The 23554-nt window shown below is 64.3% G+C and carries 22 protein-coding genes; 5 read left to right on the top strand and 17 right to left on the bottom strand.

The features are described from left to right. Window positions 1–26 precede the first annotated feature (26 nt). Entirely contained in the window at window positions 27–314 is a 288-nt protein-coding gene (groES, locus tag V6V88_RS23240) for a co-chaperone GroES (protein WP_006221616.1), read from the bottom strand. Between the two features lie 317 nt (window positions 315–631). Here groES and V6V88_RS23235 point away from each other — a divergent pair, with 317 nt between their 5' ends. Beyond that, the gene (locus V6V88_RS23235) at window positions 632–1414 is read left to right on the top strand and encodes a hypothetical protein (protein WP_338616559.1); all 783 of its coding nucleotides are present in this window, start codon (window positions 632–634) and stop codon (window positions 1412–1414) included. Window positions 1415–1458: 44 nt separating this feature from the next. On the opposite strand, the gene V6V88_RS23230 is transcribed toward V6V88_RS23235, so the two are convergent. Continuing rightward, window positions 1459–2406 (bottom strand): amidohydrolase family protein, encoded by a 948-nt coding sequence (locus V6V88_RS23230; protein ID WP_223572943.1) that lies wholly within the window; start codon window positions 2404–2406, stop codon window positions 1459–1461. 49 nt (window positions 2407–2455) lie between these two features. Beyond that, window positions 2456–3460: a tripartite tricarboxylate transporter substrate-binding protein gene (locus V6V88_RS23225; RefSeq protein WP_223572941.1), complete on the bottom strand. Its 1005-nt coding sequence runs from the start codon at window positions 3458–3460 to the stop codon at window positions 2456–2458. A gap of 149 nt (window positions 3461–3609) precedes the next feature. On the opposite strand from V6V88_RS23225, the gene V6V88_RS23220 reads away from it, so the two are divergent. Together V6V88_RS23220 and V6V88_RS23215 are read left to right on the top strand one after the other, a co-directional pair. After that, window positions 3610–4500, top strand: coding sequence for a LysR family transcriptional regulator (locus tag V6V88_RS23220; RefSeq protein ID WP_223572939.1), 891 nt, complete (start codon window positions 3610–3612; stop codon window positions 4498–4500). Window positions 4501–4685: 185 nt separating this feature from the next. After that, the gene (locus V6V88_RS23215; RefSeq protein ID WP_223572937.1) at window positions 4686–5669 is read left to right on the top strand and encodes a tripartite tricarboxylate transporter substrate-binding protein; all 984 of its coding nucleotides are present in this window, start codon (window positions 4686–4688) and stop codon (window positions 5667–5669) included. 27 nt (window positions 5670–5696) lie between these two features. Here V6V88_RS23215 and V6V88_RS23210 read toward each other — a convergent pair whose 3' ends face one another. From V6V88_RS23210 to V6V88_RS23185, 6 genes are read right to left on the bottom strand one after another with little or no spacing between them, the layout of a single operon-like run. Beyond that, a complete protein-coding gene (locus V6V88_RS23210) occupies window positions 5697–7028 on the bottom strand; it encodes an amidase (protein WP_338616557.1) in 1332 nt (443 codons plus the stop codon). Continuing rightward, window positions 7025–7771, bottom strand: a complete 747-nt coding sequence (locus tag V6V88_RS23205; protein WP_279991646.1) for an ABC transporter ATP-binding protein — start codon at window positions 7769–7771, stop codon at window positions 7025–7027. The genes V6V88_RS23210 and V6V88_RS23205 overlap by 4 nt, the downstream gene beginning before the upstream one ends. Further along, complete coding sequence (locus V6V88_RS23200) at window positions 7768–8529, bottom strand: ABC transporter ATP-binding protein (RefSeq protein ID WP_056325586.1); 762 nt, start codon at window positions 8527–8529, stop codon at window positions 7768–7770. The genes V6V88_RS23205 and V6V88_RS23200 overlap by 4 nt, the downstream gene beginning before the upstream one ends. Continuing rightward, on the bottom strand, window positions 8526–9419 hold the full coding sequence (locus V6V88_RS23195) for a branched-chain amino acid ABC transporter permease (protein WP_338616555.1): 894 nt from the start codon (window positions 9417–9419) through the stop codon (window positions 8526–8528). Before V6V88_RS23195 ends, V6V88_RS23200 begins: the two co-directional genes overlap by 4 nt. 6 nt (window positions 9420–9425) lie before the next feature. Beyond that, window positions 9426–10304 carry a branched-chain amino acid ABC transporter permease gene (locus V6V88_RS23190; protein ID WP_056325591.1) on the bottom strand — a complete coding sequence of 293 codons (879 nt, stop codon included), beginning with the start codon at window positions 10302–10304 and terminating at the stop codon, window positions 9426–9428. Window positions 10305–10316: 12 nt separating this feature from the next. After that, window positions 10317–11501 (bottom strand): ABC transporter substrate-binding protein, encoded by a 1185-nt coding sequence (locus tag V6V88_RS23185; RefSeq protein ID WP_338616554.1) that lies wholly within the window; start codon window positions 11499–11501, stop codon window positions 10317–10319. A gap of 382 nt (window positions 11502–11883) precedes the next feature. On the opposite strand from V6V88_RS23185, the gene V6V88_RS23180 reads away from it, so the two are divergent. Further along, window positions 11884–13104 (top strand): ISL3 family transposase, encoded by a 1221-nt coding sequence (locus tag V6V88_RS23180; RefSeq protein WP_338615745.1) that lies wholly within the window; start codon window positions 11884–11886, stop codon window positions 13102–13104. Here V6V88_RS23180 and V6V88_RS23175 read toward each other — a convergent pair. From V6V88_RS23175 to gabT, 4 genes are read right to left on the bottom strand one after another with little or no spacing between them, the layout of a single operon-like run. Next, window positions 13098–14186, bottom strand: coding sequence for a CoA transferase (locus tag V6V88_RS23175; RefSeq protein WP_338616553.1), 1089 nt, complete (start codon window positions 14184–14186; stop codon window positions 13098–13100). The genes V6V88_RS23180 and V6V88_RS23175 overlap by 7 nt on opposite strands. 10 nt (window positions 14187–14196) lie before the next feature. Continuing rightward, window positions 14197–14970, bottom strand: coding sequence for an enoyl-CoA hydratase-related protein (locus tag V6V88_RS23170; RefSeq protein ID WP_223572929.1), 774 nt, complete (start codon window positions 14968–14970; stop codon window positions 14197–14199). Next, window positions 14967–15947 (bottom strand): hypothetical protein, encoded by a 981-nt coding sequence (locus V6V88_RS23165; protein ID WP_056325601.1) that lies wholly within the window; start codon window positions 15945–15947, stop codon window positions 14967–14969. The genes V6V88_RS23170 and V6V88_RS23165 overlap by 4 nt, the downstream gene beginning before the upstream one ends. Continuing rightward, complete coding sequence (gene gabT / locus V6V88_RS23160; RefSeq protein WP_223572927.1) at window positions 15944–17272, bottom strand: 4-aminobutyrate--2-oxoglutarate transaminase; 1329 nt, start codon at window positions 17270–17272, stop codon at window positions 15944–15946. Before gabT ends, V6V88_RS23165 begins: the two co-directional genes overlap by 4 nt. 236 nt (window positions 17273–17508) lie before the next feature. On the opposite strand from gabT, the gene V6V88_RS23155 reads away from it, so the two are divergent. Further along, a complete protein-coding gene (locus V6V88_RS23155; RefSeq protein WP_223572925.1) occupies window positions 17509–18147 on the top strand; it encodes a GntR family transcriptional regulator in 639 nt (212 codons plus the stop codon). 97 nt (window positions 18148–18244) lie between these two features. Here V6V88_RS23155 and V6V88_RS23150 read toward each other — a convergent pair whose 3' ends face one another. From V6V88_RS23150 to V6V88_RS23135, 4 genes are read right to left on the bottom strand one after another with little or no spacing between them, the layout of a single operon-like run. Beyond that, window positions 18245–20380, bottom strand: a complete 2136-nt coding sequence (locus V6V88_RS23150) for an acetate--CoA ligase family protein (RefSeq protein WP_280001577.1) — start codon at window positions 20378–20380, stop codon at window positions 18245–18247. 12 nt (window positions 20381–20392) lie between these two features. Continuing rightward, window positions 20393–21388, bottom strand: coding sequence for an acryloyl-CoA reductase (locus V6V88_RS23145; protein WP_175234539.1), 996 nt, complete (start codon window positions 21386–21388; stop codon window positions 20393–20395). Between the two features lie 18 nt (window positions 21389–21406). Beyond that, window positions 21407–22576: an acyl-CoA dehydrogenase family protein gene (locus tag V6V88_RS23140; RefSeq protein ID WP_338616552.1), complete on the bottom strand. Its 1170-nt coding sequence runs from the start codon at window positions 22574–22576 to the stop codon at window positions 21407–21409. A 3-nt stretch (window positions 22577–22579) separates the two neighbouring features. Then, window positions 22580–23551 (bottom strand): tripartite tricarboxylate transporter substrate binding protein, encoded by a 972-nt coding sequence (locus tag V6V88_RS23135; RefSeq protein ID WP_280001580.1) that lies wholly within the window; start codon window positions 23549–23551, stop codon window positions 22580–22582. Window positions 23552–23554: the final 3 nt, after the last annotated feature.

Below are 23554 nucleotides of genomic sequence, written 5' to 3'. Positions count from 1 at the left end.
CTTCGAAAATTCGTTTGAGGCAGGGTTTACTGGACCACGGCGAGGATTTCGTCCTCGCGGATGACGAGCAGTTCTTCGCCATCAACCTTCACGGACTGGCCGGCGTACTTGCCGAACAGAACCTTGTCACCAGCCTTCAGGTCAACCGGCAGGATCTTGCCATCTTCGGTCTTCTTGCCGGGGCCGACGGCCACGACTTCACCCTGGTCGGGCTTTTCAGCGGCGCTGTCGGGGATGACGATGCCGGAGGCAGTCTTGCGCTCGTTTTCGAGGCGTTTGACGATCACGCGATCGCCCAGGGGACGCAAGGCCATGAGGAACTCCTGTTAACTAAAAGTAAGTGAATGGTCGGTTTGCCCCGGGAGGTGTTAGCACTCACCGGTGTCGAGTGCTAATTATAGGGATGATGTTTGGAGGTTCAAGGGGGGGAGGGGCGCTGTTACATCTTCGGGGAGAGCAGGGGCTCGGCATCCAGGTGAGAGCGACGCCTCGGGGAGATGTGATTGGATGCGGACAAACAGGGTGGATCATGTCCCGCGTGAAACCCCGACCGCTCCGCTCAGCTATCTGGAGCCTCGCCGATACCTGCGCTCCTGCTTGATAACGAGTTTCGAACCTGTCTGATTCGAATGTGCAATCGATCTCTATATCGTATCGCCGCATCGCGGATGTGGCAGGCGCGTTGGCTTTATCGGATGTGAGTTGGCGTTCTCCGATATGCACTGGCAACTACTGCAACGGAAGCTCAAACCCGGAGGATGAAATTATCGTGATGTTTGCTCCCAGTATTAAAACCGTCCGGTTGACAAGTCGCCTTGCTGTCGTCGGCGCTTTGCTCACCGTCGTTGCCAATCTGGCTGGTTTTTACAACGTCACCTACCGGCCGTGGAGCGATAACGAGATTCCGCCGTGGCTGAACTGGTTTGGAATCCAGTTGGCGCTAGCAGGCTGGCTCATCATGTTGCTTGGCGGCAAGAAGTGGCTCGGTTGGGGCGCAGTGGTGCTCTCCGTCATTCTGCTGAATATATTCTGGCCCGCGCGAATGCACATCCACCTATCCAATGCGAGCAGTGAATCCGTTCATGGGTCTCCTTATCGCATCAGCTACGAGCCTTTTCGCAATTGGAGATGGCGAGTCACTCAAGCCGAGGGGCTAATGCCGGGAAGCAGTACGTTTTCCGGCCAAAGATTCATGTACAAGAAGGTGACTGCTGCGACGGCTGATGATGCGGGTGATATCTCGATTCGAGAGTTCAGATGCGAGGCCCGCAGGGAGGTCTATTGGGGGCCCATATCGATTACGTATGCGCGAGCCTTTCCCGAAAATCCTCTGAGCCCCTATCTCAACTTGCTGGAAGACTCTGCAGGTTTCAATTTCAAGGGATGTTCCGTAGTCACGGAGAGAAATAGGTAGTGCTGTCACGCGGCCCGGAGTACCGGGCATTCGGTATTCCGACGCTAAAAGTCATAAACCCGCGCCGCGTTATCCACCAGGATCGCCTGCTTCTCCTTTTCGCTCACCCACGCGCAAAACGCCGACAGTTGTTCGCCATCGTCGATGGGATGCAGCGGTTCGCTGCGATCCCGTGTGCGCGCCACACCCGGCCACGCTCCCGAATGCGGCCAATCGGTGCCCCACAGCATGCGGTCTAGCCGCGTATCGATCAGGGCGCGTGCGATCTCGCGCGCCTCGATGGGCGGGCGGCCGTCCTGCCAGACCGTAAGGCGATACGGTGCGGAGAGCTTTACGTACACATTGCCCGCCGCCACCGTCTCCAGCAGCGCATCGAAGCCTGGCTGGCCCAGGCCGGCGACGGCGCTCGCCAATGCGAAATGATCGATCACGATTGGCACGGGGCAGTTGCGCAGCGCGGGCGCCAGCGCGGCAACCACCGGCAGCGTGGTGTAGATCTGCACATGCCAACCCAGGTCGGCGACTTGCTCGGCGGTGCGCGTCAGCGCATCGCGGGCGATGGCCGGATCCTGCTGGCCGAACGATTGCAGGTTGACGCGCGCGCCTCTTACGCCCGCCACATGCAGCGCGCGCAGGCCATCGCGCGAGATATCGGGCGCTAGCACCGCGACGCCGCGCGACGCGTGGCCTGCCGCGTTCAGGGTGGCAAGGGCATCGGTCATGCAGCGGTTGTCGGTGCCTTGCGGGCTGGCCTGCACGACCACTGCCCGGTCAACCCCAAGCGCCGCGTGCAGCGCCAGCAGATCGTCGGTCGAGGCGAGCCCCGGCATGAACACGCGGTTTTCGGCAAGCGGATAGCGGTCGAAGGGGCCGAAGATGTGCACGTGGCAATCGCAGGCGCCGGGCGGAATCGTGCCGGCGACAGGGCTGTGATGGACGCCCAACACGGTGCGCGGGTCGTGGGAAGAAGCGGCGGGCTGGGTACGGCTCATGGGAGGCTCGGGAGGTTCAGGGTCGGGAAACACAATCAAACGGCCGCGCTCAGGGGTTCTGCTTGATGCCGGCGGTCTGGATCAGCCGCACCCATTTGTCGCGATCGGCGTGGTAGTAGCGGGTGAACGCCGCCGGACTGTCATCCGACAGCGCATAGCCCTGCGCCTGCAGCTTCTCGCGCACATCCGGAAGGCGCAGCACGCGGCGCACTTCTGCGTTCAGGGCGTTGACGACGTCGGGCGGCGTGGCGGCGGGCGCAAGCAGGCCAAGCCAGGTCGCGACCTCGTAGTCCTTGAGGCCCGCTTCGGCCGTTGTAGGCAACTGCGGCGCGAAGCTGACGCGCGCGCTGCTCGTCACGGCCAGGGCGCGCAGGCGCTGGTCCTTCATGTAGGGCAGGGCCGTCGAGGCGTTGGCGAACATGAACGGCAGGCGGCCTGCCAGCATTTCAGTGATGCAGGCTTGTTCGCCGGCAAACGGGATGCTGTGCAACTCGATCCCCGCGGTCTGGGCAAACAGCACGGCCGCCATGTAGGGCGAGGTGCCGATGCCGCCCGAGCAGAAATCGATTTCGCCCGGCGCGGCCTTGGCCTGCGCGATGAGTTCCTGGACGGAGTTGGCGCGCAGCTTCGGCCCGGCCAGCAGCACCTGCGGCGCGCTGCCCACCAACGCCACGCCGGTGAAATCCTTCATGGGGTCGAACGTCGTCACGTTCTGCAGCGTGGGCGCGACCGCGACCGTCGTCTGGCTGGCGAGCAAGAGAGTGTTGCCGTCGGGCCGCGCGCGGGCCACATAGGCGGCCGCGATCATGGAGGCGGCGCCGTTCTTGTTTTCGACCATCACGGCGCGCCCGCCCACCTGCATGTGCTGCGCCACGATGCGAGCCACGGTGTCGGGCGCGCCACCCGGCGGGGCGCCGACGACGATCCGGATCGTGCCCCCGGCCGGGGTGTCGGACAGGGCGGGGGCCACGAAAGCCAGCAACGCGCTGCCAAGCAGCGGTGCAAGCAATCTGGCCAGCAGCCTGCGTGGGTGAGCGCCAGGTCTCGTCTGCATCGTTGTCTCCTCGCGGTATTGCCGTGCGCCGCATCGAGGCGGCGCCGGCTGTTGTGATGTGGAGCCAGTGTCCGGCAGGTGGATTGATATAGTCAAATATATATATTTAGTCATTTCATACATGAATATGTATGAACAACGGGGGTTGCATGAATAAACGCGAGATGGCGCTGTTTGAAGCGGTGGGGCGAACCGGTTCCGTCACCTTGGCGGCTGCGGCCACCGGGATGTCGCAGCCCGCGGCCAGCGCGATGCTGAAGTCGCTGGAAGACAAGCTGGGCTTTGCGCTGTTCAGCCGCGAGAAACGCCGGCTGGCGCTGACCGCCGAGGCCCGCATGTTGCTGCCGGAGGTCGTTCATGCGCTTGCTGCGATGGACAACGCCGAACGGGTGGCGGCCAGCATGCGGGGCGGGGCGCAGGCGAGGCTGGACGTGGGGGCGGTGGCGGCCGTGGGCGCGAGCATCCTGCCCGGCGCGATGGCGTGGTTGCAAGCCCGCGAGCCCGGTGTGCGCGTCAGCGTGCGTACGGACATGACGCTGGGCGTGGCGGGGCTGGCGGCCGATCAGCGTATCGATATCGGCATCGTGATCGGCTCGGCCGCGCTGCCGAACGTGGGTCAGCGCACGCTGGCGCGGTTGACCCTGCAGGCCATGATGCCGGCCGGCCACGCGCTGGCGGACCGCCGTCGCCTCGCGTTGGCCGATCTGGCGGACATCCCCTATATCTCGCTCAGTAGGCACTTGCAGGTGGGGGCGCTTACGGCGCGGCAGTTCGAGCAGGAGCGGTTGCCGTTTCTGCCCGTGATCGAGGTGAATCAGTACTCGGCCGCCTGCGCGTTCGCGGAACGCGGCCTGGGCGTGGCCATCCTCGATAGCATGAGCGGCCTGTACGCGCGGCGACATGGGCTGAGCGTCGTGCCCGTGGATGTGGAAGGCGGTCTAGACCTTTCCATCGTGTGGCCCCTGAACCGGGGGCTGGGGCGCGTGGCGCGGCAGCTGGAGGCCGGGCTGGAGCACGAACTGTCACAGACCGGCGAATAGGAAAGCCTGGCCTGCGGCCGGCAAGCTAGGGTTATCCGGGATTCTTTATGCTTAAACTTTTGTGAAGAATGAGCGGCACATGCGGGGCCGCCGCCGCGATGCGCAATCAGGGCGGTTCACGGTGGTGCGGCGCGTGACGCACCGGGCGCATGATCGCGGGGTAGAGCCCCCTTAAGGAGAATTGCATGCTGCTGCGTAGACGTTGTCTGGCCGTGATGATGCTGGCGTTGGCGGGTTGGACGACGGGCAGCCATGCACAAACATCGTCTGCGGCGTGGCCCACCAAGCCCGTTCGTCTGGTCGTGGGGCTGGCGCCCGGCGGGCTGGTCGACGTGCTGGCCCGCACCGTGCAGCCGCACTTGGCCGAGGCCTTGAAGCAGACCGTCATCGTGGAAAACCGGGGCGGTGCGGGCGGCAATCTGGCGGGGGCCGAAGTGGTCCGCAATGGCCGCGACAACCATACCTTCCTGCTCAATCCGTCGACGACCGAATCGGTCAACCCGCTGATGTTCGCCAACATGCCGTTCGACCCGCAGCGTGACTTGCGGCCGGTTGCCCTGCTGGCCAACAGCCAGTTGTTCCTGTTTGTCCGGTCTTCGCTGGGCGTCAATACGCTCGAAGAGTTCGTGGAATACGCGCGCAAGCGGCCCGATCCTTTGAATTACGGTTCGGCCGGCAACGGCACGACGCCGCATCTGGCCGGCGAGCTGCTCAAGCAGGCCACGGGCATGCAGGCCACCCATGCGCCGTATCGCGGCGTGGCGCCGGCGATACAAGACCTGGCCGCGGGCCAGATCGACTTCGCGTTTGGACCCGCCACGGTCTTTCCCATGGTGCAGGCGGGCAAATTGAAGGTGCTGGCGGCGGCAAGCCGGCAGCGCGCGGCCGTGGCGCCCGACATCCGGACCTTTACCGAGGCCGGCATTGACGGCGTGTTCGCGGACAGCCTGTTCGGCGTGTATGCGGCCGCAGGCACCCGCGATGATGTGGTCGAGCGCATGAACGCCGAGATCAACAAGGTGCTGGCGCGGCCGGATATCAAGGCGCGCTTCCTGGATGCGGGCGCCGAGGCGATACCGCTGAGCGTGGCCGACTACGCCACGCGCGTGCAGGACGAAAAGAAATTGTTCGCGCCGTTGATGAAATCGTTGGGGCTGAAGGAGCAGTAGACGGCACGGCGATAAAAGCCCCGCCCGCTACGTTTCCCCGGCCCGGTTCCCGAGAATGGATTCCACGCGGCGCGCATGCTGCAGCAGCTTGGGATCTTCCTTCTGGAAGCCAACGAGCTGCACGGCAAGGGGCAAACCTTCCGGGCTGCGTCCGACCGGCAGTGAAATCGAGGGATTGTGCAGCAATGACCACGCGCGGATGAACACCGAACTGCCCGTGCTTTCGGCGGGCGTGGCCACGCCCAACGTGGCAGGCATGATAATGGCGTCCACGTCGCGGGCAATGTCATAGAACGCCCGCCGGCACTTGTCGGCTGCGTCCAATGCGGATGCATAGTCGGCGTCGGTGTACGTGTCGCCGAGGGCCAGGTAGGCAAGCAGCTCAGGGTCGCATAATGCGGCGTGATCGCGGCGGATATGTGCGTATTCGCGCGCCAGGTCATAGGCCATGATGACATCCTGAATGTCGCCGATTTCTTCATAGGCCGCAGGCATGGACAAGACCTGCAATGAAACGCCCGCGGCCGTCAGGCGGCTCAGGCATTCCTCGAAGACGGCCTGCGCCGCGGGTTCGGCTTCGGGCCAGGCGCGGGGACGCCACACGCCAAGGCGCAGCGCGTTACCGCTTTCCAGCGACGGTGCAAAGCGCGGATCGCCCACGAACGCATGCATGAAGAGCTGCGCATCTTCCACGGACCTGCACAGCGGACCGATCACATCGAGCGGCCGCGAATAGCTTCTGATGCCGACATACGGGATGGCGTCAAGGGTGGGCTTGAATCCGACGGCGCCGCTGAAGGAAGCGGGCCGCAAGATGGAGCCGGCGGTCTGGGTGCCGATGGACAAGGGGGCCATGAAGTCTGCCACGGCCGCGCCCGAACCCGCGGAGGAGGCGGCCGGGCTACGGGTCAGGTCGTGTGGATTGCGGCACGGACCGGGCAGCATGATCGCGTGGCGTGACACCGTGTTCTTGCCCAGCAGCACGAACCCTTGTTCTCGCGCGCGCGTCACCACCGGCGCGTCCTGCGTAGGCTGACGCCCAGTGAAGATCTCGGGTTCGCCCAGTTCGGTGGGCATGTCCGCGGTGTCGATGGTGTCTTTAATGCCGATCGGCGCACCCTCGTAGCGAGTGCGGCGGCCGCGCCGGTCGATGGCGCGCGCTTGCGCCAACGCGGCTTCGCCCGCCACGTGCACCCACGCCTTGACATCCTGGTTGCGCTGCGCAATTCGTTCCAGGCACGCCTGCGCCCAGGCTTCGGCGCTGAGCGTGCCCTTGTCCAGGGCGCGCAGCCCCTCTGCCAGGGTGAGGTGGGCGCGCTCCGAGGGAGCAGGGCGTCCGGGCGCCTTGGTTGCGGTCATACGGGTTCTCCTTGGGAGTCGTGACGGTGCCCGATATAGAGTTCCGCCATTTCTTCATTTGCGAGCAGGTTGGGGCCGGTATCGGTCAGGACAATGCGGCCAGAATCCAGGATGTAGCCGCGGTCGCTGAAAGCCAGCGCCTGGCGGGCCCGCTGTTCGACCATCAGCACCGCGATATCCAACTGGGGCAGGCGTTGCACTTCCTCGAACACTTGGGAAGTCAGTGCGGGCGACAATGCCGCGGACGGCTCGTCGAGCAGCACCATGCGAGGGGAAGGCATCAACGCGCGAGCAAACGCCAATTGCTGGCGTTCGCCGCCGGAAAGATTGGCGGCGTGGGTGCGGCGCCGCTGCGCCAACGCTGGGAAGAGTTCAAACATTTCCTCGGTGCGCCGACGGGCATCGCTGACGTGTTCGACGACCTGAAGGTTCTCCAGCACGGTGAGCTCGCCGAACACGTTCTGCACTTGCGGCACGTAAGAGATGCCCAGGCGCACGCGATCTTCCACGGCGGACCGGCGCAGGTCGTTCCCGTCGAAGGTGATCGACCCCGACAGACGCGGCAGCAGGCCCATGACGGCTTTGATGACCGTGGACTTGCCGGCCCCGTTCGTGCCAGCGATGGTGACGATCTCGCGCGGCTTCACATGGAGGTCGATGCCACTGACGATATCGACGTCTCCATAGCCTGCAGCCATGTTTTCTATGGTGAGGATCGGTGCGGCGGAATTGGTTACGTTCATATCACACCCCCCATGTAAGCTTCGCGAACCGCATCCTGGGAGAGCACGTCCCGAGGCTTTCCCTCTGCAATGACCTTGCCGCGGTCCATCACATACATGCGAGGCACAATGCGCGAAAGTTCTTCGAGGTTGTGCTCGATGATCAGCACGCTCATGCCGCGTTCGTTCAACGCCACGATGCGTTCTGACAACTCGCCGATCAGTACCGGATTGACGCCAGCGAAAGGCTCGTCAAGCATGATGCAGCGAGGCTCCAGCATGAGCAGCCGTCCAAGCTCCAGCAGCTTCTTTTGTCCGCCGGAAAGTTTGCCTGCCTGGGTGTCCGCGACCCGCGATAGATTAAGAAATTGCAGCAAGTCGCGGGCACGTTCGGCCACCTGTTCCTCTTCCCGTTGCACTTTCCCCGGATTGAAGAAGATCGACAGCAACTTCTCGCCCTGCGCGTCTGGCGCAGCCGCCATCATGTTGGCCATGACGGTGAGCTGCGAGAATTCCCGCGGCACCTGGAATGTGCGCGCCAGGCCTTGGCGCACGCGGGTGTGCACGGCCATGTGAGATATGTCGCGGCCGTCGAACTGGACGACGCCAGCCCGGCTGGGTACATACCCCGTGATTACCGAGAACAGCGTGCTCTTTCCCGCGCCATTCGTGCCGATCAGGCCCAGAAGTTCGCCCTGGTTCAGGTCCAGGCTGACATTGTCCAAGGCGAGCATTCCGCCGAACCCGGCGCTAACGTTTCTGACAGTCAAAAGGCTCATGTCGACTTCCCCGCCTTGGTTCCCAAGATCCCTTGCGGCCGATACAGCACGATAAGAATCAATGCCATGCCGATGACCCAGATTCGCACGCTGGCCATCTGCACTTCGGAGATTCCGCCCACGAAGTCCCGGACGAAGCGAGACCCCTCAAGAAAGCCGACCATGATGACGGTGCCCAAGGCGACACCGAGCAGGCGGTTGGCGCCTCCGACAAAGATGGCGATCCAGATATAGAAGGTAATGAGCGGAACGAACTGCTCGGGGCTCAGGAACGTGAGGTAGTGCGCTTGAAAGGCGCCCGCAAGACCCGCCAGGCCTGCGCCCAGCATGAGCGAGCGGGTCTTGAAGCGAGCCGGGTCCTTGCCCAGCGCCCTTACCGCGACTTCGTTGTCGCGAACCGCTTCAATGACCCGTCCGAACGGGCTTTTGACGACGCGCGTGACCAACCAGAACACCGCCCCGTTGACGGCGAGCAAGGTCAACATGATGGCCAGATCGATCTGGGCGGCGGGGATCCAACCTTCATACATACGGGGTATGCCCGGCAGACCGTGCATGCCTCGAGTCAGCCATTCCTCGCTCTGGAGCATCATCCGGACGGACTCCGAGAAGCCGAGCGTCACGATGGCCAGATAATCGCTTCCCAGCCGTAAGGCGACGATACCCAGCGGCCAGGCCGCCAGTGCGGTGAGCAGCGTTGCGCCCGCCATCGCCAAGGGGATGGGAACCCCCTGAAGCGCGAGCAGCGCAGAGGTGTAGGAACCGATGGCAAAAAAGCCGACATGCCCGAAGTTGACCAGGCCCGTGAAGCCATAGTGCAGCGACAGACCCAGAGCCATCAGCATGTAGATAAGAATGCCGATGGAGATTGCAATCAAATAGGATTCCATCTCTCTTTACCTCGCCATGATCGGGCGGCCAAACAGACCCTGCGGCCGGAACAGCAACAGCACCAGCAAGACCAGGAAGGCGATGACAATCTTGTAGGAGGGGCCAACGTAAAGGGTGGCGATTTCCTGCGAGATCCCGAATATCAGGGAACCGACGACGGCCCCGATGGGATTGCCAATGCCGCCCAGGATCACTGCTGCGAACATCGGCATCAATAGCTCGAAGCCGAGTTCGGGGACGACCACTGCCTTGATGGCCAGCAGAACCCCGCCCAGCCCGCAGAAGAAGCCGCTCAACAGCCACAGATAGAGCATGACGCGCCGTGAGCGGATGCCGCTGGCGGCGGCGAGGTCGGGATTGTCGGCCACCGCCCGCATGCGCCGTCCCAGTGGCGTGGCATGCAAGATCACGAATGCGATCCCCAACGCACCGATGGCCGTAAGCAGGATGTAGACGTCCATGGGCAGGATGCGAATGCCATGCCAGTTCCACGCACGCATGATCCGGCCCATTTCCAGGTTGTACTGGTCCTGGCCCGCGAAAAAGGTGATCGTCGTGCGTACGACGAACGCCACGCCCAGCGAGGCGATCAGACGCGCCACGTTGGAGCGTTTAGCGAGCGCCCGGAAGACCCACAGATAGAAAAATACGGCGATCAGTGCGGTGACAACGCTGGCGCTTACCACGGCGAGCACGAGTGAGCTGCCGATCCACGCCTGGGTGGCGACGGCTGTGTACGCGCCAAGCGTCATGTAGTCGCCCGTCGCCGCGTTGGGAAAGCGCGATATGCCAAACACCATGGTGATCGCCAGGATTGGCAGTGACAACAAGGTGCCTAGCACGATGCCATTGATGACGGCGTTCAAGATCGGGATGAGTTCCATCGTTGCTCCGCTTCAACGCGTACCCGGCACGGTCTCTTTCAGTACCAGTTTGCCGTTTTCGATTTCCGATACGCCGAAATCTGGCACGGTCTCGCCATGCGCGCCGAACTCCAGGTTTGACGATGCGCCGTCGTAGTCCACCGCCTTGCCTGCGCGGATGAGATCACGGCCCTGCGCAAACGAAGAGATCTTTTCCCCGCCATGCCGAGTGACCGCCTTTACCTGTCCGTTGATGGCGGCGATGTCGGCTGTCGGTCCGGCGGCTTCGATGGCCAGGGCCAGGGCAATGACCATGTCGTAGCTCTGGGCGGCAAACACATCGGGATCGTGCTTGACCTTGGCGCGGAACCGCTCGGAAAAGCTCTTGTACGCCGGGTTTCCGCTTGCCGCGACGTTGGATATCGAGATGATGCCTTCGGTGACCTCCTTGCCCAGCGCCTTGACCAGCGCTTCGTTGGCGGTCCAGCCCGGCATGATGAATTTGCAGTCCTGACCGGTCTGGTACCACTCGCGCAGCAAAATCGTTGCGTCGGGGCGATACGAGCCCATTGCGATCACATCCGGATTCGTTGCAAGGACCCGGTTCAATTCGGTTCGGTAGGTGGTCTGATTGGGTTCGTAGATCACCATGCTGCTGACCTTGCCGCCGTCTTTCTCCCACGTCTCTTTGAAATAGTTGGCCAGCCCAACAAAGGTGGAGTTGTTGAAGGCCATGACTGCCGGGCGCTTGAAGCCGCGCTGGCGTGCCACCTCAGCAAAGGCGCGTCCAAAGACCGCGTTCGATGCCTGGAACATCCAGGCAAGGCCTTTGCGGTTTTCCGTCAGCATTTCAGGGGCGCCGCAGGTGTTCATCATGATGAGACCGGCGTTGTTGGTGATGGGCATGACAGCCAGACCCACCGAGGAGGGCCAGATTCCGACCACCGCCTGGACCTGATTCACCTCGATCAGCTTTTTCGCTGCGAGGACTGCAGCGTCGGGCTTGGTCTGATCATCTTCGGCGAACAGCTGCAGCTGGCGCCCGGCGGCGCCGCCTGCGGCGTTCACCTCGTCGACAGCCAGTCGAATGGCCTCGAGCATCGGCACGCCATACGGACCGCCCACGCCGGTGATGGAATTGAGCGCGCCGATGCGAAATGGCTGCCCCGCAGGCGCGGCGCGCAGGCTCCAGGGGGCCAGGCTTGCGCCAGCCAGCACCAGGCCAACCGATAAAAAGTCGCGGCGGGACGTGTTCTTGGGTTGCTGCGTTTTCATATTCGTTCCTTGATTTCGCGTGAGACGCGATTCTTCACTTCGAATATGCCGGCTGACTGCCCGGCCCCTTGACTGCTTTTTTTTGTGCTGTGGAGATATCTGCTTCTTTACTGGACGATGCCGTGTTCGCGCCATTGCGCGATAGTTTCTGGCGACGCGCCAAAGCGAAGCAGGACTTCATCGGTGTGCTCGCCGTGCAGGGGCGCAGCCCGCCGGATCTGGCCCGGCGTACGAGAAAATTTGGTTCATCGCGCAATAGCGTGGAGGGATTTGGCAAGTTTTCGTACTCTTGATGGCAGGAATTTGCCATCAGGAGTGCGTGGAGATGCTGGATCGCAAGCTGCTGGAGTCGCTGGGGGGCTGGCAAGGCTATGTCGTCGAACGCGTGGAGTGGCCCGAGGGCGCTGGGCGCACGCTGTCGATCTATTTGAAGCCGACCGCCAAGGTGATGCTGTGCGAGCAGTGCGGCGCACGATGTCGCCAGGTCCATGAGACCACGGTGCGACGGGTTCGAGATCTGCCGTTATTTGAGTACCGGGTTGTTCTTCACGTGCCACGCCGGCGCTTGTTGTGTGAGCAATGCGGTGGCCCGCGCCTGGAGCGGCTTACTTGGCTGGGGCGTTACCAACGGGTGACGGATCGGCTTGCGGCGGCCTGCAGCCAATTGCTGCAATCGAGCAACGTGCAGGCGGTGGCTAGGTTCTTCGAGCTGGGTTGGCATACCGTCAAGACGCTGGACAAGGCCCGGCTCCGAGCATCAGTGCGCGAACCGGATTGGTCCAGGATCGAGTATTTAGCGATGGACGAGTTCGCCCTGCATAAAGGGCATCGGTACGCGACGGTAGTCGTCGATCCGATCAGCAGGCAGGTGCTGTGGATCGGCCCAGGACGCTCACGCGAGACGGCTCGGGCGTTCTTCGAGCAATTGCCGCGTGGGGTCGCCCAACGCATCAAGGCCGTTGCCATCGACATGACTACGGCCTACGAGTTAGAGATCCAGGCCCACTGCCCACAGGCGGAGATCGTCTATGACTTGTTCCATGTCGTGGCCAAGTACGGACGAGAGGTCATTGATCGGGTGCGCGTGGACCAGGCCAACCAACTGCGCCAGGATCGTCCCGCGCGCAGGGTCATCAAATCGAGCCGCTGGCTGCTATTGCGCAACCGCGACAAGCTAGACCGGCAGCAGGCCGTCCGACTCGACGAATTGCTGCACGCCAACCAGCCGCTGCTGACGGTCTATGTCCTGCGGGACGAACTCAAGCGGCTCTGGTTCTACCGAAGACCTGCCTGGGCAAAACAAGCCTGGCACCACTGGTGCGAGCAGGCTGAGCAAAGCGGAATAGCCCCCTTGAACACCTTCGCTCAGCGCCTGAAAGGCTATCTGCATGGCATCCTGGCCAGATGCCGACATCGTCTAAATACCAGCATCGTTGAGGGCATCAACAACACCATCAAGGTCATTAAGCGGCGCGCCTACGGTTACCGAGACCAGGAATACTTCTTCCTCAAAATCCGCGCGGCCTTCCCCGGTAATGCTCAATGAACCGAAAATTTAGTGGGAATACCGACCGTTTTCATGCGGCCGAGCTTTGGGTGGTCCAGCTCTTGAACCATGCCGCGAGCGGCATAATGCGGATCCTGCATCGCCTGGTGGAAATCGTTGATGGGACCGCACGGCACTTGGGCTTTCTCGCATCGGGCGATCCAGGCCGCCGCGTCGGCGCGCGCGAATTCGGCTTCCAGCAGTGGCTCCAGTTCGGCGATGTTGTCCAGACGGTCGCTATTGGTCAGGAATCGCGGGTCGTGGATCAGTTCCGGGCGACCCAGGACGTCGGTGCAGAGCTTTTCCCAGGTGCGTTGGTTCGCGGCGCCAATGACGATATAACCGTCGCCTGTGCTAAAGGCCTGATAGGGCGCGGACACGCGGTGACGGCTTCCGGTCGCCTTGGGTACCGTGCCTTCCGCGAAGTAGGCCGCGGCTTCCCAAATAAACCAGGGCAGTCCACATTCCGCAAGCGAGATGTCGATGTGCTGGCCTTCGCCGGTGCGCTGCTGGTGAATGCAGGCGGCAAGGATGGCGTAAGTAGCGGTCAGCCCCGCGCCGACGTCATAGATGGCGATACCCGACTTGAGGGGGCGTCCGTCTGGCTCGCCGGTCATGCTCATGATGCCAGTCATGCCCTGCGCCACCAGGTCAAAACCCCCCTTGCCCGCATACGGCCCGGTCTGCCCATAGCCCGAGATCGAGCAATAAACCAAGCGGGGATTGATGGCGCTGAGCGTTTCGTAGTCAAGCCCCAGCGCGGAGGCGACGCCCACCCGGTAGTTCTCGATCAGCACATCGGCCCACCGCACCATTTCCAGCACGGTTTCGCGAAGTTCCGGTCGCTTGAGGTTGAGGGAAATGCCCAGCTTGTTGCGGTTGATCTGTGCAAAACAGCTCGATTCTCCATTTACATAGGGCCCCATTTCTCGGGAATCGTCGCCCGCGCCAGGCTTTTCGATCTTGATGACTTCAGCGCCCAGATCCGCCAGCACCATGGTGCAGTACGGCCCGGCCATGATCTGGGACAGGTCCAGAATTTTGATGCCTTCCAGCGGCATCGCAGCAGTGTTCTGCTTCATGTCTTTCCTTTCAGCGACCAGCAAAGACAGGCTTTTCCTTGTTCAGGAAGGCGCGCTGCCCGTTGCGGTAATCCTCGGTGTCAAAGCAGGCATAGGCCTGAGCCAGTTCGTGTTCGGCCAGTTCGCCGCCGGCTTGCAAGCGACGCACGAATTGTTTGTGCCAGCGGTTGACCAAGGGAGCGCCCGCAGCGATACGCCCGGCAGCCTCATAGGCTTCATCGCCAACCTTGTCGTCGTCCACCACTCTGGTGACGAGGCCCTTGTTCAGTGCCTCGTCTGCGCCAAAAACGGCGCCTTCGAGCAGGATTTCCAGCGTGCGCGTGCCACCGATGACGGCCAGCAGATCAGCCAGTTCCCGGTAGTCCAGGGTCAATCCAATGCGGTTGATCGGCACGCCAAAGCGGGCGCCCCGGCCTGCAATGCGGATGTCGCACATGGCCGCGATCTCCAGCCCGCCGCCCACGCACGCGCCTTCGATGCATGCGACCGTGGGATGCGGCGTGAGCTTGAGCCGGTCGGTCATGGCCAGCGTGAACTCGGCGTACTCTCGCGCCTGTTCCGCGCCGCTGCGGGTTTCGTCGAACCCGCCGATATCGCTACCGGCACAGAAAGCGCCTGCCGCGCCGCGCACCACGATGCACCTGACGCTGTCATCGGCGTTGAGCGTGTCGAATGCATCACCAAACTCACGATACATGTCGAGCGTGAAGGCATTGCGCTTGGCAGGCCTGTCCATCAAGACGGTGACGATTCCGTTCTGGCCGCGGTCCAGTCGAATGCTCATCGCGCGTCCCCAAGGTGCAGCGTGGTGCCGTCGAGCACCAGCTTGCCGTCCAGCCAGAGTTGCGCATCGGTCACGATGGTGTCGTAGTGGGCGGCCGCCTTGACCGTGCCGCCGATGTAGGCGCTGGTGCCGAGCGCCAACTGGATGGATCCGTACACGCTTTCATCGGAAAGCATCGTTCCGTCCAGCTGGCAGCAGGGATTCATGCCGACACCCAGTTCGCCCAGGTTGTAGACCAGGGGATCGTGGAACCCGGCAAGCAGATCCCGGAATTTGGCAGCCTCGGCCCCGCCCTCGATGGACACGGCCATGCCGCGCTCAAATGTGATGCGAACCGATTCGTCTCGGATCAGTGACACGCCGGGGATACTGGCGTTCACCACGATGACGCCTTCGGCTGTGCCTTCAACGGGGGCCAGACTGGATTCGAGGCAGTAACCCGCCGAGATGTCTTCCGTGTTCGCAAATCCATGCAGCGCACGGCCACGACGACCTGCAATGCTCATCGTGATGTCGGTACCCGCAGCGCTGGTGACCCGTGCCGTATCGGCGTGGGTGAGCGCATCAGCCAACCCCTGGATTTGCGGACGCAAGGCTTGAAAGTCGGCGTTCCAGCCTTCGGCCATAAAGAAATCCGGCAAATCCGATTCGGGCAAGACAATGACCCCGACGCCGGCGCGAGTCGCTTTTTGCCGCGCTTCGGTATGGGCGGCATTGGCGCGCGTCAGCGCAATGACCAGGTCCGCGCCGCACATGGCGTCGGCCACGATGGGCGAAAACGGGCGCCCATGCTGGCGGCTGCCAGGTATCTGCAGCATGTGGGGAATGGCGCCGCATTCGTTGATGGCGATGGCCAGCGGCTGGACATTCTGCTCGGTGTAGTAGTCGTACAGCACCAGCACATTCATGCCGGGGCGCGCGTCTCCCAACAGATGCACGACCTTACGCGCGTTGTCCAACTTCAATAGCGTATTCATGCGCGCACCTCGGCATTGATGGATTCTTCAAGGATGTCCAAACCACGCTGCAACTGCTCGGCACTCATGTTCAGCGGGCCAAGAAAGCGCAGCACGTTTCCATGAAAACCCGCCTTCACGAGGATCAGACCGGCTTCATATGCGCGCCGCACGATGCGCGCGGTGGCCTGGCCGTCCGGACGGTGGGTGGTTTTGTCCGTGACGATTTCCACGGCGCGCATCGCGCCCAGCCCGCGCGCGTCCCCCACGATGGGAATGTCGCGTTTCCATGCGTCGAATCGCTCGGCCAACTGACGGCCCAGCGCCTCGGCGCGGCCGGCATAGTCGTCTCGTTCCATGACGGCGATTGCGGCCAGCGCCGCTGCGCAGGCCAGGGGATTGCCCGCGTAAGTTCCGCCCAGGCCGCCGACATCGGGCGCGTCCATGAGTTCGGCGCGGCCGACCACGGCGGCGATCGGCATGCCGCCGCCCAAGGATTTGGCCAGGGTGTAGAGATCGGCGGTAATTCCGCTGTGCTCGATGGCGAACCAGCGGCCCGTGCGGCAAAAACCGGACTGGATCTCGTCGGCGATCAGGACGATGCCGTGGCTTGTGCAGAATTCGCGTAGCCGGCGCATGAAGCTGGCCGGCGCAGCATGAAAGCCTCCCTCGCCTTGCACGGGTTCGATGATGACCGCGGCGACTTGTCGTGCGCCGATTTCGGTTTCGACCATGCGTTCGAAACGCTCAAAGGCCTGGCGAGCCGCGGTTTCTTCGTCGGCGCCAGTGCGATACACGTAGGGAAAGGGCGCCCGGTATACCTCGCTGGCAAGGGGGCCAAAGCCGGTTTTATAGGCGGGCGCCTTCGCCGTCAGGGCAAGGGCCATGTTGGTGCGCCCATGGAACGCGCCCTCAAATGCCACCACTGCCTGACGCCCCGTTGCGCGTCGGGCGATCTTTATTGCGTTCTCGACGGCCTCTGAGCCGGTGCTTTGCAGCATCACCTTCTTGGGCCAGTCGCCGGGCAGCCGCTTGACCAACATTTCGGCGAGGTCGATGTAGCCGGGGTACATGACGATGTTGAAGCAGGTATGCAGATAGTCGTCTGCCTGGCGCTTGACCGCGGCAACGACCTCCGGGTGCGCGTGGCCCACGTTCAACGTGCCAATGCCCCCTGCGAAATCCAGGTAGGTATTGCCGTCGAGGTCGGCCACTTCGGACCCGCTTGCGCGGGCCGCAAAGATGGGGGCCCCATTGGCGACTCCGCGAGCGACAAGCGCGTCCCGCTTTATTTGGTACTGCTGGCAAATCGGGCCCGGCAGGGATGCAAGTACGGCTGAGGACAAGGCACTCTCCTTCGGAAATCGGCGTCAGGTGATGCGATGTGGGGTATCTTGCGCTGGCACAAATCATTGTGTCAATAAGAAAATACGAGCATGAGCGCAAGATTGTGCACAATCTTGAGTGCGATAAGAGTGCTATGATCGACGGCGTCAAAACCTTGTCTCGACCTGCCTAAAACATGGCCACTTCTCCGAAGAAACCAAAAGCGCAATCCGCCCCTGCGAAAGAGCGCAAAAGCATGCCGTCCACCCAGGCAGTCGTGTTGGATGTGCGACAGCGCATCGCGTCCCAAGCGTTGCTGCCGGGGTCGCGCCTGCCGGAAGAAGATCTCGTTAAGAACTACGGAATTCCGCGCGCCAAGGCCCGCGAAGTGCTGGCTACGCTGGAAGACCGTGGCCTGATCGAACGTGTTCCGAACAAGGGCGCGGTGGTGGTTCCCGTTGACATGGAAACCACCTATCGCCTCTACCAGGTCCGCGAGACGCTAGACAGCCTGTCCGTTCGCCTGGCCATGGAGAATGCTTCGGCAAGCGACTACGAAGCGCTTCAGCAGATGCTCGGTCAGCAGTTTGAAGACACGTTGAGGGACGGCGACATCGAGTCGCATGTCGACACCATCGTGCGGTTCCGTAATCGCGTGAACGAAATCGCCAACAACCCCGTGCTCAGCGATCTGATTGAACGAATTTACGAACGCATGCAAGTGACGATGCGGCGCGTGGCGTTGTTGCCTGGACGCGCCGAGATGGGAATCAAGCAATACCGGACGCTGCTTGACGCCATGATTCGCAACGATGTGGACGAGGCGGATCGCTGTGTGCGCGAGCTGAACCAAAGCGCGCGCGAGTACATTCGCCGATATAAAGATTATTTGTAGGAAGTCGATGGGCGTTTGGCGTCCGGGTCAGACTGCGCGGCCGGAGATCCCGGCGCGCGTTCTGGATGCGGGCTAGCTGGTCCAAACGCCCAGTGCCTCATGCCGGTTGGCCTTTCCGAATCACCACCGCGTCCAGCGCCACCGCGCCCTGTCCCTCGGGCAGCGCCAGCAAGGGATTGATCTCGACCGAGCTGAAATCCCCCGCTCGCGCATGCGCGAACCGGGATAGGGTGGCCAGCGCGTCGGCCAGGGCATCGACATCGCACGGGGGCGCCCCGCGCGCGCCCTGCAGCAGCGCATATCCCTTGATCTCTCGAATCATGTCCAGGGCCTCATCGCGGCCAAAGGGCGCCAGCCGGAAGCTGACGTCTTTCAGCACCTCGACGAAAACGCCGCCTAGTCCGAACATGACCACGGGCCCGAACACCGGGTCACAATGCACGCCAGCGATGCATTCCACGCCCTTGGGCGCCATGGGCGCGACGAGCACCCCCTCGACGCGGGCGTCGGGGCGATGCTGGCTTACCGCGGCCATGATGTCCGCATAAGCCCGTCGCACCGCGTCCTCGCCCCGGATGTTGAGCTTGACGCCGCCCACGTCGCTTTTGTGCGTGATATCTGGCGAGACCACTTTTAGGACGACAGGAATGTCCTGGCCCGCCGCGCGAAGGTCGCCGGCGGCGCGCACGGCCGCGTCGGCGTCAACCGCCAGCGTGCTCGGGGAAGCCGGCATGCCGGCGTCGCGCAGCAGTTCCATGGCCTGGATTTCGGTATAGGTTTCGCGCAGCGGCGCACGGTTAGCCGTGTCCGGGGCGGGATCCGCTTGCGTCGTTCCGCGGCCGGAATGGGATGTCATTGCGGCCACCGCGGCGATCGTGCGGACGGCGGCGCTGGGATCCGGGAAGACCAGGCATCCCAGTCGCTCCAATTCGCGCCGCCGCGCTGGCGGGAACAGGGCGCTAATTGCAAGCGGCACGTCGGGATGGCGCGCCTGCATCTGCCGCGCGAAGGCTTCGAAGGTGGGCCACAGCGCTTCGGACGAGCCCGCAGCGGCCAGGAAGACAGCCAGGGCATCGTAGCGGCCATCGGCCAGCATGTCGTCGGCGGTGGCCAGCAGCAGCCCGGGTTCGGAGACGGCTTGGCCAGTGACGTCGACGGGATTGCGGCCGCTGGCAAACGGCACGCGTTCCAGCAGCCTGGCCTGCGCGTCCGCGGCCGGTTCGGGCAGCGTCAGTCCGCTGTCGGCGGCGTCGTCGGCCATCAGCGCGCCCACGCCGCCGGAAATGGTGAAGATGCCCAGGCGGCGGCCTTGCGGCGGGCGCTTCCAGGTGTCCAGCGCATAGCCCAGGTTGAAGAATTCCTCGATGGTGCGCGCGCGCAGGGCGCCGTACTGGCGGAACAGCGCGTCGTACACGGCGTCGTCGCCGGCAAGTGCCGCGGTGTGCGAGGCCGCGGCCTGCGCGCCGGCCTGAGTGCGGCCGATCTTGGTCACGACCACGGGCTTGCCGGCAGCGCGCGCCGCGGACAGCGCGCGGCGTAGCTTGGCGCCGTCGCGGCAGCCTTCCATGTAGGCCATGATGACGCGGGTGTGCGTATCGCCGGCCAGCCATTCGATGCAGTCGGCAACGTCGATGTCGGCCTCGTTGCCGGTGCTGATCCAGTGCGACAGGCCCAGGCCGCGCTCGCGCGCCATGCTGTAGGCGTAGGCGCCGAACGCGCCGCTTTGCGTCACCATGCCGATGCCGCCGGCGGCGACGATGCCGTTGGCGGGCGCGGGCGAGAACGTCGCGTAGACGTTGCGCCGCACATTCATGAAGCCCAGGCAATTCGGTCCCAGCAGGCGGATGCCGCGCTCGCGCGCGATGGCGCATAGCCGGTCTTGTTCGGCCGCGCCTTGTGCGCCGGTTTCGGAAAAGCCGGAGGTAAACACCACGGCCGCGCCTACCTGGCCCGGGCGGGCGCATTCAAGCGCCTGCGCGGCGTGGGCGGCGGGCACCGCCAGAATGGCCAGGTCGATGTCCGCGTCGAGCGCGTCCAGGCCGGGCACGGCAGGCAGGCCAGCGATGGTGTCCGCGCGCGGATTCACGGGGACGATGCGGCCGCCATAGCCGTGCTGCAGCAGCAGGCTGACGGGCATCGCGCCGATCTTGCCGGGCGTGGCCGACGCGCCGACGATGGCAATCCCTTGCGGATCGAAGAGGCGGGACAGGGAGGGGAGGGCAGACGGGTTCATGGATATCGGCGTTCAGGAGTAGCGGACGACACTGCGGCCGGTGCTGCCGCGTTCGAGCAGGGCGGCAAGCGCTTGCGGCAGCTGGCGGGGTTCGATGACGCGCGCGATCAGGTCCAGGTGCGCGGGGCGGTATTCGCCGGCAAGCTTGTTCCAGACCTCGCGCCGCAACGGCATGGGGCTGTTGGCGTTGATGCCCAGCAGCTTGATGCCGCGAAGGATGAAGGGGATGACCGACGTGGGAAGCTCCGCGCCGCCCGCGTTGCCGAAGGCAGCGGCAACGCCGTCCGGTTTCACGCTGGCCAGCGCGTGGGCCAGCAGCGCGCCGCCCACGGAGTCGATCACGCCCGCCCAGCGCGCGCTCATCAGCGGCTTGATGCCGGCCGACGGATCGGGCGGGGCAATCACTTCGTGGGCGCCGAGCGAGCGCAAATAGTCCGCGGCGTCCGGCTTGCCCGTCATGGCGCAGACGCGGTAGCCGCGCTGGCTCAGGATGTCGATCGCGACGCTGGCCACGCCGCCCGTGGCGCCGGTGACCAGCACGTCGCCGTGCGCGGGCGTCAGTCCGCAGTGTTCCATCCAGTGCAGCGATAGCGCGGCGGTGTAGCCGGCTGCGCCCAGCACGGCCGCGTCGCGCAGGCCGATGCCCGCGGGCAGCGGCAGCACCCAGTCATGGCGCACCCGCGCAAACTCGGCATAGCCGCCGTCGCAATCCACGCCGATGCCGAAGCCGTGCACGACGACCTCCTGGCCCGGCGAAAGCGCGGGGTCGGCGGAATGCACCACCGTGCCGGACAGGTCGATGCCGCCGATGCGTGGGTAGTCGCGCACGATGCCGCCGCGTCCGGCCTGCGCCAGCGCATCCTTGTAGTTCAGGCCGGCATAGGCCACCTTGATGAGCGTGTCGCCCGCGGACAACTGGTCGGCGGTCAGCGTCTCGAAGCGGCCCTGCGGCGGCTCGCCCGCCGCACCGGCGTGCAGCCGGTAGGCCTGGAATCGGGGATTGTCCATCGTCGTCTCCATTGAGGCTCAGGCTTGCGCCATCAGCCGGCGCGCCAGCGTGGCGCGGTGCAGTTCGTTGGCGCCGTCATAGATGCGGAAAGGGCGCATCTCCTGCCAGATCATCGACACGGGGGTGTCGTCGGACAGACCCAAGGCGCCCATCATTTGCACGGCACGGTCGGCCACGCGGTTCACGGCGTCGGACACGAAAACCTTGGTCATGGCGCTGTGCTGCTTTACCGGCAGGCCCGCGTCCATGCGGGCCGCGCAATCCAGGGTCATGAGGCGGCTGGCATGCAGGTCGATGTGCGAGTCCGCGATCATCGCCTGCACCTGCTGCAGGTCCGCAAGACGCGCGCCGAAGGACTCGCGCTGCGCAACATAGGCCTGCGCCGTTTCCAGCGCGCGGCGGGCGCGGCCGATGTATCGCATGCAGTGGGAAAGGCGTGCGGGCTCCAGCCTGAGTTGCGCATGGGCCAGGCCCTGGCCCGGCTCACCCAGCACGGCGTCGTCGCCCACCTCGCAGTCCTGCAGCAGGATCTCGGCATGTCCGCCGATCTGGTAGCCCGTGACCATGCCGATGTCGCGCACCACCCGGTAACCCGGGGTGTCGGCAGGCACCAGGAACAAGGTGGCGCCGGTCTCGCCGCGTGCCAGCACCAGGGCAAAGTCCGCGCCCACGCCGCCGCTGATGAACTGCTTGTGGCCGTTCAACACCCAGCGCGAACCGCGCTGCTCGGCCCGTGTGCGCAGCATGGACGGGTCGGAGCCAGCGCCCGGCGCCGGTTCGGTCATGGCGAAGCAGGCCCGCTGTTCTCCCCGCACCAGCGGCGCCAGAAAGCGTTCCTGCTGGGCAGCGTTGCCCAGACGTAGCAGCGTCAGCATGTTGGGTTGGTCGGGCGCGGCGCAGTTCAGCGCCGCGGGGCCCAGAAAGCTTCTCCCGGCTTCTTCCAGGACCTCGGCCAGGGCGCGCCAGCCCAGACCGAGTCCGCCCCATTGCGCGGGCAACTGGGGCGCGTACAGACCGGCCTCTTTTGCCCGTGCGCGCAGTTGGGCGACACAACGGTCGAGTGCGGCCACGTCGCGGGCGATGGCCGGGGACTCGGCCGGTATCGCCACCTCGTCAACGAAGCGGCGCACCCGCGCGCACAGGTCCGGCAGGGCATCGCGCGCGTAGCGATCTTGCGTATCCTGCATGGTTTATTCCTCGATCTTGACGCCCGCCTGCTTGACGACGGCGCGCCATCTGCGGGTTTCGTCGGCGATGTGCTGCCCGAAGGCTTCGGGCGTGCCTCCCGTGGGCTGCATGCCAAGGCCGGTGAAATAGCTGCGCACTTCGGGGTCGGCCAGCACGGCGTTGATCTGCCGGTTGAGCAGGCCGATCACGTCCTTCGGCGTGCCGGCAGGCGCCATCACGCCCCACCACGACGAGGCCGATAGCGGCACGCCCAGCTCGGCCAGCGTGGGCACGTCGGGCAGATCGGGGTTGCGCGTCTGCGCCGCGATGGCAATGGGCCGCAGCCGCTGCGCCTTGACCTGGGCATATACCGGGGGCAGGTTGTCAAAGCTCATCTGGACCTGCCCGCCGACCAGCGCGGTGGCGGCCTCGCTACTGCCCTTGTACGGAATGTGGCGCAGCGCAATGCCCGTCTCGTGCGCGAACTGCTCGCCGGCCAGATGCGGGATGCTGCCCGTGCCGGCGGTGGCGTAGGTCAGGCCCTGCTGCGCGGTGGCGGCACGCTTGATGTCTTCCAATGTCCGAAGCGGGCTGGCCGCCGGCAGCAGCAGGTACACGGGCACATCCGTGGCCCCGATCACCGGCGTCAGGTCCTTGTTCACGTCGTAAGGCAGCTTGGCGTACAGCACGCTGTTGGTCGCAAGATTGGCCGTGCCCATCAGCAGGGTGTAGCCGTCCGGCTGCGCGCTGGCCACGTAGGCCGTCCCGATCTGCGTGGCGCCGCCAGGCTTGTTTTCAACCACCACCGGCTGCCCGATCAGGGGCGCCAGTTTGCGCGCGATCATTCGCGCGGCGGTGTCGGTGCCGCCGCCGGCGGCGTAGGGCACGATCAGCCGCACCGGTTTATCCGGATAGGCGCCCGCCTGGGCGGCGCCCGCCGCGCTCAGCAGGACGGCGGCGCATAGCGCGCGCAACGTTCGAAAGCAGGGTTGCATGGC

Source organism: Achromobacter sp. E1 (assembly GCF_037039475.1).
In the GTDB taxonomy this organism is placed as follows: Bacteria; Pseudomonadota; Gammaproteobacteria; order Burkholderiales; family Burkholderiaceae_B; genus Achromobacter; species Achromobacter mucicolens.
The sequence above is the reverse complement of the archived record's forward strand: the minus strand, read 5'-3'. Positions and strand labels throughout refer to the sequence as shown.